Annotated in this window: 18 protein-coding genes, 2 tRNA genes, 2 rRNA genes and 1 pseudogene; 3 read left to right on the top strand and 20 right to left on the bottom strand. The window is 28.9% G+C overall.

From position 1 onward, the window contains the following. Window positions 1-23: 23 nt before the first annotated feature. The 3 genes and pseudogenes from arcC to ACREVU_RS19515 form a co-directional block, all read right to left on the bottom strand. Window positions 24-968, bottom strand: a complete 945-nt coding sequence (gene arcC / locus ACREVU_RS19505; protein ID WP_431553264.1) for a carbamate kinase — start codon at window positions 966-968, stop codon at window positions 24-26. A 703-nt stretch (window positions 969-1,671) separates the two neighbouring features. Then, complete coding sequence (locus tag ACREVU_RS19510) at window positions 1,672-2,262, bottom strand: DUF1836 domain-containing protein (protein ID WP_431553265.1); 591 nt, start codon at window positions 2,260-2,262, stop codon at window positions 1,672-1,674. Between the two features lie 505 nt (window positions 2,263-2,767). Next, window positions 2,768-2,875 (bottom strand): annotated as a pseudogene (locus ACREVU_RS19515) (fructose-6-phosphate aldolase); the annotation flags it as partial. Between the two features lie 656 nt (window positions 2,876-3,531). Between ACREVU_RS19515 and ACREVU_RS19520 the strand changes: the two are divergent. Then, a complete protein-coding gene (locus tag ACREVU_RS19520; protein ID WP_216158471.1) occupies window positions 3,532-3,777 on the top strand; it encodes an AbrB/MazE/SpoVT family DNA-binding domain-containing protein in 246 nt (81 codons plus the stop codon). 158 nt (window positions 3,778-3,935) lie between these two features. On the opposite strand, the gene ACREVU_RS19525 is transcribed toward ACREVU_RS19520, so the two are convergent. The 3 genes from ACREVU_RS19525 to ACREVU_RS19535 form a co-directional block, all read right to left on the bottom strand. Beyond that, the gene (locus tag ACREVU_RS19525) at window positions 3,936-5,036 is read right to left on the bottom strand and encodes a C40 family peptidase (RefSeq protein ID WP_431553266.1); all 1,101 of its coding nucleotides are present in this window, start codon (window positions 5,034-5,036) and stop codon (window positions 3,936-3,938) included. 309 nt (window positions 5,037-5,345) lie between these two features. Continuing rightward, entirely contained in the window at window positions 5,346-6,188 is an 843-nt protein-coding gene (gene rsmI, locus ACREVU_RS19530) for a 16S rRNA (cytidine(1402)-2'-O)-methyltransferase (protein WP_431553267.1), read from the bottom strand. 63 nt (window positions 6,189-6,251) lie between these two features. Continuing rightward, a complete protein-coding gene (locus ACREVU_RS19535) occupies window positions 6,252-6,995 on the bottom strand; it encodes a tRNA1(Val) (adenine(37)-N6)-methyltransferase (RefSeq protein WP_431553268.1) in 744 nt (247 codons plus the stop codon). Window positions 6,996-7,214: 219 nt separating this feature from the next. On the opposite strand from ACREVU_RS19535, the gene ACREVU_RS19540 reads away from it, so the two are divergent. After that, window positions 7,215-7,871 carry a PIN domain-containing protein gene (locus tag ACREVU_RS19540; protein ID WP_431553269.1) on the top strand — a complete coding sequence of 219 codons (657 nt, stop codon included), beginning with the start codon at window positions 7,215-7,217 and terminating at the stop codon, window positions 7,869-7,871. A gap of 58 nt (window positions 7,872-7,929) precedes the next feature. Here the strand turns inward: ACREVU_RS19540 and ACREVU_RS19545 are convergent, their stop codons facing one another. The 9 genes from ACREVU_RS19545 to ACREVU_RS19585 form a co-directional block, all read right to left on the bottom strand. Continuing rightward, the gene (locus ACREVU_RS19545; protein ID WP_431553270.1) at window positions 7,930-8,586 is read right to left on the bottom strand and encodes a LysM peptidoglycan-binding domain-containing protein; all 657 of its coding nucleotides are present in this window, start codon (window positions 8,584-8,586) and stop codon (window positions 7,930-7,932) included. 200 nt (window positions 8,587-8,786) lie between these two features. Next, entirely contained in the window at window positions 8,787-9,047 is a 261-nt protein-coding gene (locus ACREVU_RS19550) for a YkuS family protein (protein ID WP_431553271.1), read from the bottom strand. A gap of 174 nt (window positions 9,048-9,221) precedes the next feature. Then, window positions 9,222-9,425 (bottom strand): heavy-metal-associated domain-containing protein, encoded by a 204-nt coding sequence (locus tag ACREVU_RS19555; protein WP_431553272.1) that lies wholly within the window; start codon window positions 9,423-9,425, stop codon window positions 9,222-9,224. A 10-nt stretch (window positions 9,426-9,435) separates the two neighbouring features. Continuing rightward, complete coding sequence (locus ACREVU_RS19560) at window positions 9,436-10,353, bottom strand: PSP1 domain-containing protein (RefSeq protein WP_431553273.1); 918 nt, start codon at window positions 10,351-10,353, stop codon at window positions 9,436-9,438. A 1-nt stretch (window position 10,354) separates the two neighbouring features. After that, window positions 10,355-11,299 (bottom strand): DNA polymerase III subunit delta', encoded by a 945-nt coding sequence (locus ACREVU_RS19565; protein ID WP_431553274.1) that lies wholly within the window; start codon window positions 11,297-11,299, stop codon window positions 10,355-10,357. 57 nt (window positions 11,300-11,356) lie between these two features. Beyond that, complete coding sequence (gene darA, locus ACREVU_RS19570) at window positions 11,357-11,686, bottom strand: cyclic di-AMP receptor DarA (RefSeq protein ID WP_431553275.1); 330 nt, start codon at window positions 11,684-11,686, stop codon at window positions 11,357-11,359. A 13-nt stretch (window positions 11,687-11,699) separates the two neighbouring features. Continuing rightward, window positions 11,700-12,320 (bottom strand): dTMP kinase, encoded by a 621-nt coding sequence (gene tmk / locus ACREVU_RS19575; RefSeq protein ID WP_431553276.1) that lies wholly within the window; start codon window positions 12,318-12,320, stop codon window positions 11,700-11,702. Window positions 12,321-12,370: 50 nt separating this feature from the next. Continuing rightward, entirely contained in the window at window positions 12,371-13,819 is a 1,449-nt protein-coding gene (locus ACREVU_RS19580) for an aminotransferase class I/II-fold pyridoxal phosphate-dependent enzyme (RefSeq protein WP_431553277.1), read from the bottom strand. Then, window positions 13,798-14,010 (bottom strand): sigma factor G inhibitor Gin, encoded by a 213-nt coding sequence (locus ACREVU_RS19585; protein WP_431553278.1) that lies wholly within the window; start codon window positions 14,008-14,010, stop codon window positions 13,798-13,800. Before ACREVU_RS19585 ends, ACREVU_RS19580 begins: the two co-directional genes overlap by 22 nt. Before the next feature lie 305 nt (window positions 14,011-14,315). Here ACREVU_RS19585 and ACREVU_RS19590 point away from each other — a divergent pair, with 305 nt between their 5' ends. Continuing rightward, window positions 14,316-15,461 carry a zinc-binding metallopeptidase family protein gene (locus ACREVU_RS19590; protein ID WP_431553279.1) on the top strand — a complete coding sequence of 382 codons (1,146 nt, stop codon included), beginning with the start codon at window positions 14,316-14,318 and terminating at the stop codon, window positions 15,459-15,461. 89 nt (window positions 15,462-15,550) lie between these two features. On the opposite strand, the gene ACREVU_RS19595 is transcribed toward ACREVU_RS19590, so the two are convergent. The 5 genes from ACREVU_RS19595 to ACREVU_RS19615 form a co-directional block, all read right to left on the bottom strand. Then, entirely contained in the window at window positions 15,551-16,042 is a 492-nt protein-coding gene (locus tag ACREVU_RS19595; RefSeq protein ID WP_431553280.1) for a DUF6106 family protein, read from the bottom strand. Window positions 16,043-16,406: 364 nt separating this feature from the next. Next, a tRNA-Cys gene (locus tag ACREVU_RS19600) sits at window positions 16,407-16,481 on the bottom strand. Between the two features lie 6 nt (window positions 16,482-16,487). Beyond that, window positions 16,488-16,563, bottom strand: a tRNA-Phe gene (locus ACREVU_RS19605). A gap of 5 nt (window positions 16,564-16,568) precedes the next feature. Next, window positions 16,569-16,685, bottom strand: a 5S ribosomal RNA gene (gene rrf, locus ACREVU_RS19610). An 86-nt stretch (window positions 16,686-16,771) separates the two neighbouring features. Beyond that, a 23S ribosomal RNA gene (locus tag ACREVU_RS19615) occupies window positions 16,772-16,887 on the bottom strand; the annotation flags it as partial.

Below are 16,887 nucleotides of genomic sequence, written 5' to 3' on the forward strand. Positions count from 1 at the left end.
TTTAACCTCCAATTTTAGAATAATTAATATACTATTTTTGTTCCAGACAATCCTTTTAATGCTTCTTTAGCTTTTGACAATGATGCTATAATTGCCATTTTATCCTTATTATTCATTATAAATTTTTTACAAGCCTCAACCTTTGGAAGCATACTTCCTGGAGCAAATTGGCCCTCATCAATATAATTATTAAGTTCATCAATAGTTATTTTGGCAAGTTCCTTTTGGTCTGGCTTATTATAGTTTACACAAACTCTATCTACCCCTGTCAATATAAGAAGCACATCTGCATCTAGTATTTCTGCAAGTTTCTCAGCAGCAAAATCTTTATCTATAACTGCTGCCACCCCTTTAACTGCTCCATTTTCACAAATAACCGGTATACCACCGCCACCGCAAGATATAACCACATTTCCCATATCCACTAATTCTTTTATTAAATTCTTTTCAATAACATCAATAGGCTTTGGAGATGCTACAACTCTTCTATATCCTCTACCAGCATCTTCTCTCATTATATAACCCTGCTGCGCTTGTAACTTTTCTGCTTCCTCTTTTGTATAAAATGAACCTATTGGTTTAGTTGGATTTTGAAATCCTTCATCGTCTTTATCCACAACTACTTGCGTCACTATAGTACCTACAGTCTTATCTATATTTCTACTTCTTAGTTCTTCACCTATAGCATTTTGGAGATGATATCCTATATATCCTTGTGAAAATGCCCCGCATACATCAAATGGAAATAATACATTTCCTTCATCAAATTTTTGAGCACCTTCTATTGCTGCAACAATTTGCCCTACTTGAGGTCCATTCCCATGAACTATTGATATCCTATGGCCTTCTTCTATAAGATCCACTATTGATTTAGCCGTCTTCTTGCAAGTCTTAAGTTGTGCATCTGAGCTTTTATCTTTAGGATCTGATTGAAGCGCATTTCCACCTAATGCTAATACTATTTTCATAACTAAATCCCCCAAATTATTATTTTTTATTATTTTATAATTCATTAAAATTATCCATATTTTTATACTATCCTGTTATGCAATCCTTGTCAACCAATGGAATTTTATATTAGTTGCATAAGTATTCTGCCCATTTCCTGTTGATTTATTAAAATTCTTAATTATCTTCTTAAATTTTAAAGAAAACAATATATTAAATGTATAAATATATACATTTAATGAATAAATTTTGTAAAAATTTTTTTTATATTTATATCTTTTATTTGACATAATAACATTAAACGCATATAATACTAGTAACAGCACATACCCCATGTGGGTACAAGGAGGATAATTTATGAATATTTCTTTTAATGAAACAACTAAAAATGCTTTGAACAAACAACTTTTGCAAAAGGGTAAATCTTCAGTTAGATTACTTATAAAAGGTTTTGGTTGAGGCGGTCCAATATTAGGAGTTGTTCTGGATGAACAACAAGAAGATGATATTCTAGAATCAGTTAATGGAATAAACTTTATAGTAGATAATGAATCTTCATTCGTTTTTGAAGATACGGAGATTATATATACTAAAAGCATATTTGGAGATTCTTTTAAAATTTTTACGTCTGAAACTTCAAATAGTTCTTGTAAATAACAAAAAATAAAAGATCCCTATTTTTATAGGATCTTTTATTTTTTTATAAATTTTAAGTTTCAATTTTCAATTTTCATATTCCTTTACGATCTTTTGAACTAATTTTTTTATTGTGCTAGCTTGAGATACTAATGTCATTACAACCAAAAACACAGATATTCTTTCCCTATCGCTTTCCTTTAAATCTAATGTATCAATTATTTTTTCTAATTTTTCTTTATCACAAAATTTAGTTTTTATAAAATCACCAAGACTCTCTTTTTGCATATCGGAAAAAATCTTATAAGCATTTTCCCATGAAATAATATCATCTTCTCTATCATTAATTTCATTGAACGCTAATCTAAAAACCTTTTTAATTTCGTCCGATGTAAGTATAGGTCTCATATAGCTAAGTAATACCAACTGAGCCAAATGTAGTTTTGTATATCCTCTTTTTTTACTATCTTCTGGTTTTGATATAACTTCACTTTTTATATAATTCTGTACTATATTATTAGTGTAATTATCAGCCTCAAATTTATCATTTAAATAATCAATAACTTGAGATAAAAACAGGTCATATTGGGGTAATTCTTCATATGTTATTAAACTATTATCTGATATTTCTTTTGATAATAAATTTATATTTTCTAAAGTAAATTTATCCTTATCCACTATTTATCACCTTCCAAAATTATTATCTTAAATAAAATATGTTTATTAGTCTCCATATCATATATACATATATATTAAGGTATATATTACCCTATTACAAGTTATTTTATATTTCATTTTTGGCCTTTAACCGCTTAAACAAAAGTAACCTTATCTTTTTTATATAAAATTGTATTTTCAATATATAATTATACAATTTTATAAATGTTTTTATATTAGTTTTGATTTAACTCACAGTTAATATTGCAATTAGCTAAATTTTAAATATTATAATAAAGTTATCCACAGTTTTTAACATTTAATCAACAGAAGTTGTGGACAACTTAATTTATTTTTAAGAGCACTATTTAGAGGGTCTTACATAATAAAAGTTATTTTTATAGGTTTTTTATCCACATTGTACATTATGGACTGTGTATAACTTGTTAATTCTATGTGAAACAAAGAGTATGAAATTACTTTTTTACTTTCAATTTTTATTTTTTTCTGCTATTTGTTTCCCATATTATTTCAATGAATTACTATAATCCGCTAAAAACTTAGCTATCCCTTTATCCGTAAGATTATGTTTAATCATGTCTATTAATATTTTATAGGGGATTGTAGCTATATTAAGCTCCAGCTTCATTTTATAAACGTTTACTGATTAACTATAACGCTTTTTTTATACAAAAACATCAAAAGCATTGAATTTGTCTGTGTCCTATAATATAATTTTAAAAAATATATTTTTAATATATTTCAGAAATAAATTTCCTTTATTTTTACAATATTTACAATACAAAATTTTTTTTCGCATTTTTTATTTATACTTGTACCTATTAGTATTTAAATAGCCTCATATTTCAAATTTTACGTTTTCTTTTTCTTTTTATATAAATATCAGACTCACATATTTACTTGTTAGTACAACCCTTCGACATATACTTATTTATATCATTGTATATATCCATAAAATTACTATTTTACTTACAGTATATTTTAGCAATAAAAAAACTGTTCTTCCGTTGAATTTTATGGGTTTATAGAATTATTTAAGCCTTATTTATTGATTTTAAACAGTTTGTAGGTAAAGTAAAAATTTGTATTTTTTTTAAAAAAATATTGACATTTGTATAATATGGTAGTATATTATCTTTAGATGGAAGTAATTATTAATTTTGTAATATTAATTAAATTAATCTAGTAAGAATTTTGACTTTATACGTCATATTTATTAATATTCCAATATTACAATGTCGTAAATTGTTATCCTAAGGAGGAATTATTATGAAATCAACAGGTGTTGTAAGAAGAGTAGATGAACTTGGAAGAATTGTTATCCCGATAGAACTTAGAAGGACTCTAGATATTGCTGAAAAAGATGCTTTAGAAATATACGTTGATGGTGAGCTAATTATCCTAAAAAAATATCAACCAGCATGTATTTTCTGTGGTGATGCACGAGATGTGGTCAACTACAGAGGTAAAAATATATGTAAACCTTGCCTAGAACAACTTAAACAAGAAAATTAGGTTTTATAATTACCAACATAAATAAAAAAGAATCCTATAGCTATAGGATTCTTTTTTATTTGCGTTTTCAAAAACATATATTACTAAACACTTAAAATCTCAATATTTTCTTTTGTATAAAAAACAGACTATTTGTAATAGCCTGTTCAATTTCAAAATTATTTAACTCTTCTTGCTGTAAGATAATCACTTCTTGTTAATGCAGATATCTTAATCACATCTCCAGTAGAAGGTGCATGAATATAAGAGTTATTACCTACATACATTCCAACATGATGAGGATTTGACTCTGAACCAAACAAAATCAAATCTCCTGCTTGTAAATTTTCTCTAGCTACATATGTTCCGTCATTTATCTGTTCATAAGTAGTTCTACCTATATTCACTCCAAAATGAGCATATACATATTGCATAAAACCAGAACAATCAAAATATTGAGGACCTGCTGCACCCCAAACATATGGAGTTCCTAAAAAATTACTTGCATAAGCCACTACTGAATTCGAACTAAGTGATGATGATCCCCTAGATGGAGTATACTTTGGAGTATTATCTCTTATTGTTTGTATTTGTTTCATAGTAGAATTAACAATTGCCTCCGCATCACCAATCTTGCTAGAATATGTTTGTTCTTTCTTTTTAGCTTCTGCAATTAATATGTTTTGTTCTTTCTTTTTTGCTGTTAGCTTGTCTATTTTACTTTCATTATCAGTTTTCAAAACGACTAGTTTAGTTTTTTCTGTTTCAAGTGCTACCTTTTGCTCTTCAATTTTACTCTTTTTAACTGTTAGTTCTCCAATAATTTTATTATCATATTCAACAATCTTTTTAATATTCTCAACCCTTGAAATAAGATCTTCTACTCCCTCTGAATCCAATAGAATTTCTAAATAGCTATCAACACCATTCATATACATGCTTCGCATTCTCTTATTAAATAAATCTTCCTCGTCTTTAATATTAGCCTCCGCAACCTGTATGCTCTCTTTTGTTTTTTCTATTTCTTGCTGAGTTTCACCTATTTTAACTTCTGTTTTATGTACATCTGCTAAAACCTTTTCTATGTCTGCATCCATTTTTTCAATAGAAATCTCTATATTGTCAACCACACTTTGTGCTTTTTTATATGCGCTCTTTTGATCCTCAAGGTGACTCTTTTGATTGTTAAGCTTATCTGATAATGGATCTGCAAATGTAGGCATACTTATTGTAGTAACTAGTCCAATTATAACTATCAATGAAATCATTTTTTTATGCAATCTAATTCCCCCTAATCAAAACAAAATATTGTACGTTTTTGCTGTTTTTTTCAATAATTTTATTATAACCTACTTTATGCCAAATCTCAATGAAAAACACAGATTAAAATGTAAACTTTTTTACATATTCCTATATTTGAACAAGTAATTTCATAATAATATGTATAAATATATTCTCCTTCATATTTTTTTGTATAAATTTACCATTTAGTAGTTTGAATATTGTCTTGTGAGCTGCAATACTAAGGATTTCTAAAGCAAATTTATAATCACACTTACAGAAACAGGGGTATATCTCCTAAAATGTGTTTAAATGTTTAATGAATGCTTGTATATTTCCGACTTAGGAATCCCTCTATCCTTTGCTACTTTTTTCATAGCATCTTTTTTACTTATACCTTCATTTATGTATCTTTCTATATGTTCTTCTATAGTTAGCATATCCCATTTGGCTCTTTCATCTTTATCTATATCTTCCTTACTTTTACCTTCAATCACTAATACATATTCTCCTCTTGGAGCTTTATCTTTATAATATTCTATAGCCTCTTTTAAAGTTAGCCTAATTATTTCTTCATAAAGTTTTGTAAGTTCTCTGCACATTGATATTTTCCTATTACCAATATTCTCATACAAAAATTCTAAAGTGCTTACAAGTCTATGTGGTGCTTCATAAAAAATTAATGTTTCACTTCTATTTAGCAAATCATCAATAATAGGCTTTCTTTCTTTATTCTCTCTAGGTAAAAAACCTCTAAATATAAATTTTGTAGTATCAAGACCTGAATATACAAGCGCAGTAGTGATTGCTGTGGCTCCAGGCAATACTTCAAATTTTATGTTCTGCTCTATACACTTCTTAACTATAACACTTCCAGGGTCTGATATACCTGGAGATCCAGCATCACTAATTATAGCTATATTTTTACCCTGTTTAATCTGCTCAATTAAATTTTCACTCTTTCCTTGTTCATTATGTTGATGGTAACTTATAAGTGTTTTTTTTATATTAAAATGATTCAATAATTTTAAGCTTTGCCTTGTATCCTCTGCCGCTATTATATCTACATCTTGTAGCACTTCTAATGCTCTGAGCGTTATATCCTTTAGATTTCCTATAGGAGTTGGAACTAAGTATAATTTTCCTACCATTTTTATCATCCTTTACTATGTAATATTTGCATTAGCCTGTTCTAGTTTTAACTGTACCTATCATTAAATATTATCTGAATTGTACATATCTTGGATCTCCTGAGTATACCCACCATCCTCAGTGTGAACGTAAAGAGGTGTCTCCCATTTTAAAAAGGTTCCTCCATCTCTTTGTCCTTCAATGAGTACAATATTAGGTGCCTTATTCACACTAGGATGCACCATTCTTATACGTTTAGGCTCAATTTTATGCTTTCTCATGGTGCATAAAATATCAACCAATCTATCTGGTCTATGTACCATATACACCCTTCCGCTATCTTTAAGTAGAATTCTGCTTGCAATAATTACGTCTTCTAATTTGCAACAAATCTCATGTCTTGATATAGCATTTTTATCATTTAAATTTATAAGTCCTGAATTTTGAAGCTTATAGGGTGGATTAACTGTAACAACCTCTACTTTAGGAATACTTTTAATAAGTTCTGTGCTTTTTAAGTCACCACATATAAAGCTTATTTTTTTTTCTAAATTATTGTACTGGGCGCAACGATTAGCCATGTCAACCAGTTCTTCTTGAATTTCTACACCCATTATATCACTTGCGTCCGTTTTACCTGCCAGTATGAAGGGAATTATGCCGGTACCAGTACATAAATCAACAACTTTAGCATTTCTTTTTACTTTAGCAAAATTAGCAAGTAGTACTGCATCTATACCAAACCTAAATGCATCTTTTTTTTGAATAACCTTAATACCCTTTAAATTAAGATCATCTAAAGTTTCATCATTTCTTAAAAACTCCATTATATATCCCCTTTCTCTGTAATTTACGTTAACTATATAAATAGCATTAAGAGAAGTATACCTCAATTTTTGTTTTTAAATCAAGAGGTTTTGTTACTAAATCAACAGGGTACATATTTATAAACCAATAAATTCATTATTCATAGTTTATAAAACTACTATTACTAGCTATTGTTGAATATATTAATTATATAATAATTGATTTTAATGAGGTTTTAAATGGAACTAATATTATACCCTTTTAAAAATATAATTTTCAATAAAAATTCTGTGTTATTAGACGCCTCTTTCCTGCTAAGCTTGATATATGATGATGATATTAAGCATAGTGATTGTTTATCTTGCTTAAAACAGCTTTCTGAATGTGGCTCTGAATTCTATACTACTAGCATCATATCTGCAGAAGTTTTAAATCAAATACTCTACAAATTATTTATTAGTGACATCGAATCTAAAATAAATAATACTAGGCCCTGTAACTCAATTGACAACATTAGGTCTATAATAAATAGCTTTAGCCGACATGACACAAAAATATTAAAGCAAAAGAAAGAAGATAGACTTATTCATATCCCATACAAAAGGTATTTTGATAATATTTCAAAAAATTCCATGAAAAGAAATTTATTGAATATATATTATAATAAGTCCGTAGAAATAATATCTGAGCTTGAAAAAATTATAAACATAAAATATCTTAACATTACTGAAGGATGTATCTTTCTAGTTAAAAAATTCATGTGTGAAAACTTATTATCTGTAAATGATGCTTTTCACCTAGCTACTGCTGAATTTAATAATATAGATTTTTTACTGACTTTAGATGGTGACTTTATTTTTGCTGAAAGTAGTAAAATGAAAATACTTAAAATTTAGCAAATTAAAAAAGAAGCGCATTTTGAATTTCTCAAAACATGCTTCTTTTTTACTACAATTATCTAGGTATATAGATAATTGTACCCTCTTTTATGGCATTCTCATCTGCTATCTTATTTGTTTCTTTTAATATTTCTATGGCCTGTTTTACACTATAAGTAGCCATATTATTTTTAGCAATTGAAGTTAAAGTGTCTTGCTTTTTAACGGTATACTTACTATTATTATCCTCTGAAACTACAGCTTTAGATGTATCATTTGATTTTTCATAAGGAATTACTAACTTTTGGCCCACTTCAATTTTATATTTTTCATCCATACTATTTCTATTCTTAATAAATTCGAGGACTTTTATCTTATCCTGACTAGGCATATATGTTTGTACTATACTAAACACTGTATCATCCTTTTTAACAGTATATATTCCAACATCTGTTTTGTCATTTATATAAGCTAAATCCATATCATTAGTCGTTTTTCCTTGGATATTTTCAACTTCATTTTCATTCTTTTGTACTTCATTTGATACTACTTCATTTGTTAATAGCTCATTATTTCCCTCTGGTATTAAATTATCACTTTTCACTGTACTCTCTGCTGGTGTTTTTACATTAGTAGCACTTTCTCGCCCTCCAATAAACCTTAAAGCAAAAAATACTCCTAATATTACTACAACAACAGTAGATATACTAATTATTCCTTTTTTCATTTTCATATTTATAACCCCTTTCATATTTATTAGTAAATTATTTACATTTTAATTGTTGACACAATTTAAATATCTCATACACATAATATTTTTTTGTTACCAATAATCTTATAAATATATATTTAAATAATTCTAAGTACAAAAAATAGGCTGTCAATCCATGAATATAGATCAACAACCTGGCTATTTTTTACTTTACTATATGCCTAATCTTTATTACTTTTATCTATTCTCTGAGCAACCTCCTGCGCTGTCATTCCAGTTGCATCAATTATAGGAGTGTTTGATATAGTATCCTCTATACCCATAATGTTCTGATTTTCGCCTGTAACAACAACTGCATCATACTTGTTTAAAAAATTACCTGCATTTTTTTTTCTATTATCAAATTCTTTAACTTTATATCCTTCTTTACATAAGTAATCGCTAATTGCGGTTAAGCCATTTTGAACTGCCACTTTCTTCATATTTCACGCTCCCTTCAAAATTATTATCTCCAATTTTAAAAAGTGTATTCAAATGTCTCCATTATACTTTCACTTTAATATAATAAAAAACTAGATAAAAAAATACCGAATAGTAATTATTTAAATTATCTATCCGGTATTTATAATAATGTATTAAATTTTAAATTTGTTTATTTATATAACTGCGTACCCAGCATCTTCAATGGACTCAATTAGATTATCTAATGAAACAAAATAATCATCATATATTATTTCTATTTCTTTAGTTTCGCTATTTATTTGGCAAGCAACAACTCCTTGATTATTTGATATTGCTACATTAATATTACTAATATCATCTGAAGTACTCATATTGCACACTTTTATAACTGACCTCATCTCTATCCTCCTAGTTATCTTTAAATAATTCTTTTACTATATATGAATCTTCTTCATTTTCAACCAATTCTAATTTTAATTTAGTATCCTCCACTACTACAGCATCTTCATAGCTTCCTGAGATTAATGTCAGATCTTCAATTTTAACCTCCACTATTTCCTCATCGCTACCATTAAGTTTTATCTTTATTTTCACAGCTTCTTTTACAACACTATTTCCGATAACCTGTGACCTACCATAAGGTGTATCAACTATAGATCCTAAAGTAGGTAGTGTTTTTCTTATTTTTTCATAAGTATCCTGCTCATAGTTCAAACAACACATAAGTCTACCACAAATACCTGAGATTTTTGTTGGGTTTAATGATAAGTTTTGCTCTTTGGCCATTTTTATAGATACTGGTGCAAATTCTCCTAAAAAAGTAGAACAACACATAGATCTACCACATGGTCCAAGCCCACCTATCATTTTTGCTTCATCTCTAACACCTATTTGTCTAAGTTCTATTCTGGTTCTAAATACAGCTGCTAAATCCTTTACCAGTTCTCTAAAATCTACTCTTCCATCTGCTGTAAAGTAAAATATGACCTTATTATTATCAAAAGTATACTCTACATCAATGAGTTTCATATCAAGCTGATGCTTGTGTATCTTATCTAAACATACTTCATAAGCTTCTTTTTCTTTTCTTTTATTTTCTGCATCCTTTTCTGCATCCGCCTCTGTAGCCTTTCTAATAACGCATTTAAGAGGAGTTACTATTGCATCTTCTTTTATTTCCTTTATACCAATAACACATTCTCCAAATTCTATTCCTCTTACTGTTTCAACAATAACTTTATTGCCCTTTTGTATATCTATATCGTTTGGGCTAAAATAATATATTTTACCAGCTTTCTTAAATCGTACTCCTATTACCGTAACCATTTTAAACCTCCTGCATTTTAAGTAACATTACTTCGAACGTAAGCCCTGGGTTAACATTCCTATCTAAATTTTCTCTAGTATCATTTATTACATTTATAATACCATTTAATTTGTTAAATGAAAATGTATTAGCTAATTCTTTTATGCTTAATAACTTATCTATGTTAATTATTAAATTTTCTTCTTCAATTTCCTTATATATTATAGTATCCCTAACATATGAAAGAAATGCAGTTAATATTTCTTTGAAGTTTTCTTTTTGACCAGATAATTTCTTTTCATATTTTATTAATTCTTCTGTTCCCACACTATTAAGTTGTAGTAATATTTCCAATGTAATATTTCTAATATCCTTAAAATTAGTATCACCCATAAACTTTTCTGCTTTTCCAGGTATACCATCACTAAAAGCTACAACAACCTTTATTTCCTCTAAAGATAACCCAGAATAATTTATTTTTAAAAATTCTTTCATCTCATTTACATTTAAGTTCTTCAACTTATGTATTTGACATCTTGATTTTATTGTATCCAATATAATTTCAAGGTTCTCACACAATAAAAATATAGTCACATTATTAGGTGGTTCCTCAATTGTTTTTAAAAGTGCATTTTGAGCTTGCACTGTCATTTTATCTGCATGATAAATAATCACAACTTTTTTATCCCCTTCATAGGGTTTTTTATTAATTTCTTCAATTAAAGTTCTTATAGAATTAACACCTATTGTGCTTTTATTTCTTTCTAGACACCATTCCACTAAATCAACATATTGCATGTCTTTATTTTTTCCTAAAATTTTGAACCCTATGTTCCTTGCAAGTTTACTCTTACCTATTCCATCCTCTCCAACTAAAAGATGAGCATGTGATAACTTATCTAATTTTATAGATTTACTTATTTGATCCTTTATACCATTATGGCCTATTATGCTCTCAAAACTCATTTTAGTCCTCCATATATATAAGCAAGTATAGATTTATATATACTTGCTTATAATTAGTTATACCTTTATATACTTATCTACGTCAACTACAAACACATTTGCTCCACCTGCGTCCACTTCAATAGGAAATGGCATGTATACTCCTGTGGATCCTGCTACAGGTGATGGTGATGTTACTATTTGCTTCCTTGCCTTACATACTTCCTTTATAATAGCTAAAACTTCATCTACCTTTTCTTTTTCTACACCTAGCAGTAAAGTTGTATTCCCCGATTTTAAAAACCCGCCTGTAGTAGCTAATTTTGTAACCCTAAAGCCTTTATCCGTTATCACTTCAATTAAATCACTTGCATCATCATCTTGTACTATTGCAATAACTAGTTTCATATAATCCCATCCTTTATAATTTTATTTTTTTAATAGCCTTTATTATATCTTCATGTATTACATCTACATTTCTATTACCATTGATTACTTCTATTTTATCATATTTCTTGCAAATGTCTAAATAACCTTGAAAAACTTTTTTATGAAACTCATTTCCACTGTTTTCTAAACGATCTAATTTCCCTTGCATTTTTTTTCTTCTTAGTCCTTCTTCATAGGGAATGGTAATCATAAATATTAAATCAGCCTCAAGACCATCCAGTGCTGCTTCATTAATGTCCTTAATTCTTTCTATTCCTAAACCCCTACCAATGCCTTGATACACCATTGAAGAATAAACAAACCGGTCACATATAACCATTTTCCCTAATTTTAATGCTGGTTTTATAACCTCACTAACTAGTTGTGCTCGAGAAGCTGCATAAAGTAGTGCTTCACACATATAACTCATATTAGAGTTATCATTGTCCAGGATTATTTCTCTTATTTTCTCACTAATTTCTGTTCCACCAGGTTCCCTTGTTCTTACTACTTGATAACCTTGTTCCTTTAGATGCTTTTCTAATAACTCTATTTGAGTAGTTTTTCCTGATCCATCTGGACCTTCGAGTGCTATTAGACGACCTTTTTCCATGAAATCCCCTCCACCTATAGTTATATTTAATATAAAATAATAATGTATATCTATTTCTCTACTGTTGCTATTTTTCCCTCATTAATTCCAAGCACTGTTACGTTACAATTCAAGTAGTATTCTATGGCAGCGACAGTAATCTCATCCAGTCTTTCTCCAGGCATTACAATAGGTATTCCTGGTGGATATGGTACTATTGCTACCGCACTTATTTTACCAACTGAATTGCTTACTTCTACCATAGTTTTTTCTCTATCCATTACTTCATATGGGTACATCATACTCATAGGCACATCATAGTCTATTAAATCTACATATTCCTGCTTTAAAGTGTCTATGTCACAGTTTTTAAGAGCTATGTACAATTCTTTGAAATCTTGTGCCCCATTAAATGGAGAAAATATTAAAACCACATTCCTACTATCACTCATTTCAGCTTGAATTTTATTTAGCCTTAGATATTCTAATAACTTATGTCCGCTGTATCCTTTAGGTACATTTAATATATACCTTGTTAAATCCATAGTATACTTGTTAATGTCTTCATTATGATTTCTTGATATCTCTCTCAAATCATCAGAACCTAAAATATGAAATTTCCCCAAGCTATTAATTTTGTTTCTATAAACTTGACATAGTTTAATTAACTTTTTATAATCACTTTCGCCATACTCCTCCATATAAAACCTTGCGTAATCCATAGAACATAAAAGCATATAAGAGGGACTTGTACTTAAAAAAGCACTTACATAAAAATCTACCTTACTAATATTGATACCCGCTCCTACATGCAGAAATGCTGTTTGTGTTAGGCTAGGTAATGTCTTATGTGCACTCATAACTACCATATTTGCTCCCATTTTCAAAGGGCTTTTAGGTAGTAATTCTGAGGCATCAAAGTGTGCCCCATGAGCGGCATCTACTAATACCTTCATATCATATTTTTTCGCAATCTCAATGACATAATGTAAATCAAAACATATGCCGTAATAATTAGGATAAGTAACAATAATTCCTTTGGCATCTTTGTTTTCATTAATTAAATAAAAAAAATGCTCCTTATCTAAAGGCATCGGAGCATCAAATTTAGAATGAATTTTATTTTTAATGTATACTGGTCTCAGTTTTCTCATAATAATAGCATTAAATATGGAACGATGACAATTTCTCTCTACAATAATTTTGTCACCCTCATTAAAAGATGAAAAAATCATAGCTAAATTGCCACTGGTACTACCATTTACTAAAAAATAGGATTTAACACTTCCATAGTATTCACTCAATAATTGTTGAGATTCTTTTATTATTCCTTCTGCATGATGAAGATTATCTAGCCCATCAACCTCAGTAATATCTCCTTTTATAAAATTTTCATAAAGCTCCTTGCCTTGTACCGTTTCTATAAAACCAAGCCCACCTTTATGCCCCGGCATACAAAAGGAAACATTTTTTTCTTTTATATATTTTAACACTCCATCTACAAGTGGTAATCTTGACAATCCTTAGTCACTCCTCTTGGAATAAACTGTACCAAAGTCTTTCTTATACAGTTCTTGTAATATTCATAAAAATCCGTATTCGCCTTCGATTCTATAATTCTTGCTTCACAATTAGTACAGATCCCTCTTCCATTTATTATTATACCATCATTTAGAGGCTTTCTACATATAATACACTTTTCTTTTTTCATAATTTCCCCCTTACTCTTGCTCACTTAAATCGTCACCTTAGGTGTAGTTATATTGTCACCTTTGATGGCGGTAAAACTACCTAAAGTATAGCCTCTTACAATATATTTTATTCATCTAAGTACACTTTCTTATTTTGTCCACAAAATAAAAGTAAATATATTTATTTACATTTTAATTAGAAATATACTATTATAAATAGTTATTTGACTTTTTAAAACTTTATTTCTTAATATCAATATATTTATGCACCTTAGGTTATACTAAATATGTAAATAATAATGAAAATTTGAGAGGAGCTCATTATATGAAACAAGAAATTATAAGTTATATAAGTAGCATAAAGGAAGATATATATAATTTATCAAACTACCTTTATACTAATCCAGAAACCAGTTATAAAGAATATAAAGGTTGTTCCTATATAATAAATATGTTAAAATCTCATGATTTTAATATACAGGAAAATTTTTGTAATATTCCTACTTCTTTTTATGCTCAATATGGAAATGGTCACCCAAAGATATGTTATATATGCAAATATACATCTACAGAAAATATAGGTCATATTTACGGTAATAACGTAAATGCCAGCATTTCTACTGCAGCGGCATTGGGATTATCAAAAGTAATATCAAAAATTGGTGGGAGTGTAGTTCTTCTAGGCTGCCCAGGTGAATACTCTAATGGAGCTGAATTATCACTAACAAAAGAAAGTTGCTTAGAAGATATAGATATTATTATTGCACCACATTGTGATGTAACCAATGCTGAGAGTGGTACTTCATTGGCTACAATTCCAATTAAAATTAAATATAAACAAGACATTAATAATAATAAAAGCGAACTTAATAACATTTCATCTTTAGATACTTATTTATTTATACTTAACACATTAAGTTTATTGATAAAAAATTTAAATATAAGATGTTCTGTTGATACTGTTTCTATAAAAAATGCCTCTTCATGCCCTAATTCATTTTCTCAATCAGAGGTTACCCTTAATTTAACAGCTACAACACTAATCGAAGCTAAAATATTAGAAAAATCTATTGAAGATTTCACTAAGTCAATATCTAAAGCCATGCATATGACTGGAGGCATTAGCCTGTTTGAGTTGCCCTGTGAGGAACTTCTAAGCAATAAACCGCTATCAAGATTATTTACACATAACTTAAAAGAGTGCGGCATTATTGATATCGCTCCTTGCAAAAATGCACAATATGGCCTAGGAATTGGATCTATAAGCCACATTACCCCCTGCATATATCCCTCTATTGCTATTACAGAAGATTCAAGAATAAATTGTCCATCACCACAATTTGCTATAGAAACTCAAACTAATCTTTGCAAAAATAACATGATAAAATCTGCTGAAGCTCTTGCCATAACAGGCCTGGACATTATTGAAAAACAAGATTTATTAAAAGAAATTATGCTTGAATTAAAATAGATAAGCATAAGGTTTTATAAATATTTTGCAATAAAAAAAGAAGTATAATTTAATGCAATTATACTTCTTATATCTCTAATACTAATTATTTAAATTAATGGTTTTGCTTTTAATAACTTCATCTTGTTCATAAGACTGTCACTAGGTTCAAAGTAAAACTTTTTAAATTTATCTTGAACTTTATATACACAACAAAACTTACTTGCATTAAATGTAGAGCACATATATTTTTTACTGCTACTAATATGAAGACCTGTATTGCAATTACTATATTTACCAATGAACTCAATATCCTTTAATTTAATATCTTCTAGTATTTTAACCTCTTGACCTCTTATTTTATGAATAATGAATTGGTCTGCTACTATTGAGTACTTGTACTTAACCTTACATTTTGAAAACTCTATATAACAAAGAGCTATCATTAGTGCATTAAAGAAGATAGTTATAAACATTTTTATATTTATGCTACCTATACTTAACTTAGGTAATAAGTCTGATAAACATATTACTATAATTAAAGTAGTAAATAACAATACTATCGCTGGAAATTTTTTTCTTTGGACCATTTCTTTATACATAAAATTTTAGACCCCCTAAAGTAATCACATATGTTAGGCATAAATAGTTTTGTGTCCAACATATGTGATTATACTAGCATTTCATATATTAATCTACTTGTCCTAAGTTCCCTGTGGCATACGTACTTGTAATATAATCGCATATACTGTGTTTATATAAGCTTATATGTATCAACATATATATTTCTACGTTTTCCGCTATATTGCTACTTATCATGAAACAATATGCATATTATAATTGTTTATGTATATCATACTTATTTATGTATATTGTGCAAATTAACAAAGTACAACTAGTATAGTAAAAACTTTACAATTTATTTTTATATAAAAAAAATACTTTGTAATTAATTACAAAGTATTTTGGAGGCGCCACCCGGATTTGAACCGGAGAATAAAGGTTTTGCAGACCTTGACCTTACCGCTTGGCTATAGCGCCATAAACTGGTGGCTAGACCAGGAATCGAACCAGGGACACGAGGATTTTCAGTCCTCTGCTCTACCGACTGAGCTATCCAGCCACATTACCTAGCGATGACCTACTCTCCCACAAAGTTACCCCTGCAGTACCATTAGCGCATTGAAGCTTAACCTACCTGTTCGGTATGGAAAGGGGTGTTACCTTCATGCCATAATCACTAGATCGAGAATATAAATATTCTCTGAAAATTGCACAGTGAACTTATCTTCTCGCTTACGCTCGAAGCTTTCGCATTATTTTTAAATAACTTGGTCAAGCCCTCGACTTATTAGTATTAGTCAGCTGAACATGTTACCATGCTTACACCTCTAACCTATCAACCTGGTGTTCTTCCAGGAGTCTTACTAACACCGCACTTACGTGC

Source organism: Clostridium sp., from assembly GCF_050717535.1.
In the GTDB taxonomy this organism is placed as follows: Bacteria; Bacillota; Clostridia; order Clostridiales; family Clostridiaceae; genus Clostridium_AD.

Coding starts and splice junctions, on each gene's coding strand:
- arcC (WP_431553264.1), bottom strand. CDS start 968: ATGAAAATAGTATTAGCATTAGGTGGAAATGCGCTTCAATCAGATCCT.
- ACREVU_RS19520 (WP_216158471.1), top strand. CDS start 3,532: ATGAAATCAACAGGTGTTGTAAGAAGAGTAGATGAACTTGGAAGAATT.
- rsmI (WP_431553267.1), bottom strand. CDS start 6,188: ATGGTAGGAAAATTATACTTAGTTCCAACTCCTATAGGAAATCTAAAG.
- ACREVU_RS19535 (WP_431553268.1), bottom strand. CDS start 6,995: ATGGAGTTTTTAAGAAATGATGAAACTTTAGATGATCTTAATTTAAAG.
- ACREVU_RS19540 (WP_431553269.1), top strand. CDS start 7,215: ATGGAACTAATATTATACCCTTTTAAAAATATAATTTTCAATAAAAAT.
- ACREVU_RS19545 (WP_431553270.1), bottom strand. CDS start 8,586: ATGAAAATGAAAAAAGGAATAATTAGTATATCTACTGTTGTTGTAGTA.
- ACREVU_RS19550 (WP_431553271.1), bottom strand. CDS start 9,047: ATGAAGAAAGTGGCAGTTCAAAATGGCTTAACCGCAATTAGCGATTAC.
- ACREVU_RS19555 (WP_431553272.1), bottom strand. CDS start 9,425: ATGAGGTCAGTTATAAAAGTGTGCAATATGAGTACTTCAGATGATATT.
- ACREVU_RS19560 (WP_431553273.1), bottom strand. CDS start 10,353: ATGGTTACGGTAATAGGAGTACGATTTAAGAAAGCTGGTAAAATATAT.
- ACREVU_RS19565 (WP_431553274.1), bottom strand. CDS start 11,299: ATGAGTTTTGAGAGCATAATAGGCCATAATGGTATAAAGGATCAAATA.
- darA (WP_431553275.1), bottom strand. CDS start 11,686: ATGAAACTAGTTATTGCAATAGTACAAGATGATGATGCAAGTGATTTA.
- tmk (WP_431553276.1), bottom strand. CDS start 12,320: ATGGAAAAAGGTCGTCTAATAGCACTCGAAGGTCCAGATGGATCAGGA.
- ACREVU_RS19585 (WP_431553278.1), bottom strand. CDS start 14,010: ATGAAAAAAGAAAAGTGTATTATATGTAGAAAGCCTCTAAATGATGGT.
- ACREVU_RS19590 (WP_431553279.1), top strand. CDS start 14,316: ATGAAACAAGAAATTATAAGTTATATAAGTAGCATAAAGGAAGATATA.
- ACREVU_RS19595 (WP_431553280.1), bottom strand. CDS start 16,042: ATGTATAAAGAAATGGTCCAAAGAAAAAAATTTCCAGCGATAGTATTG.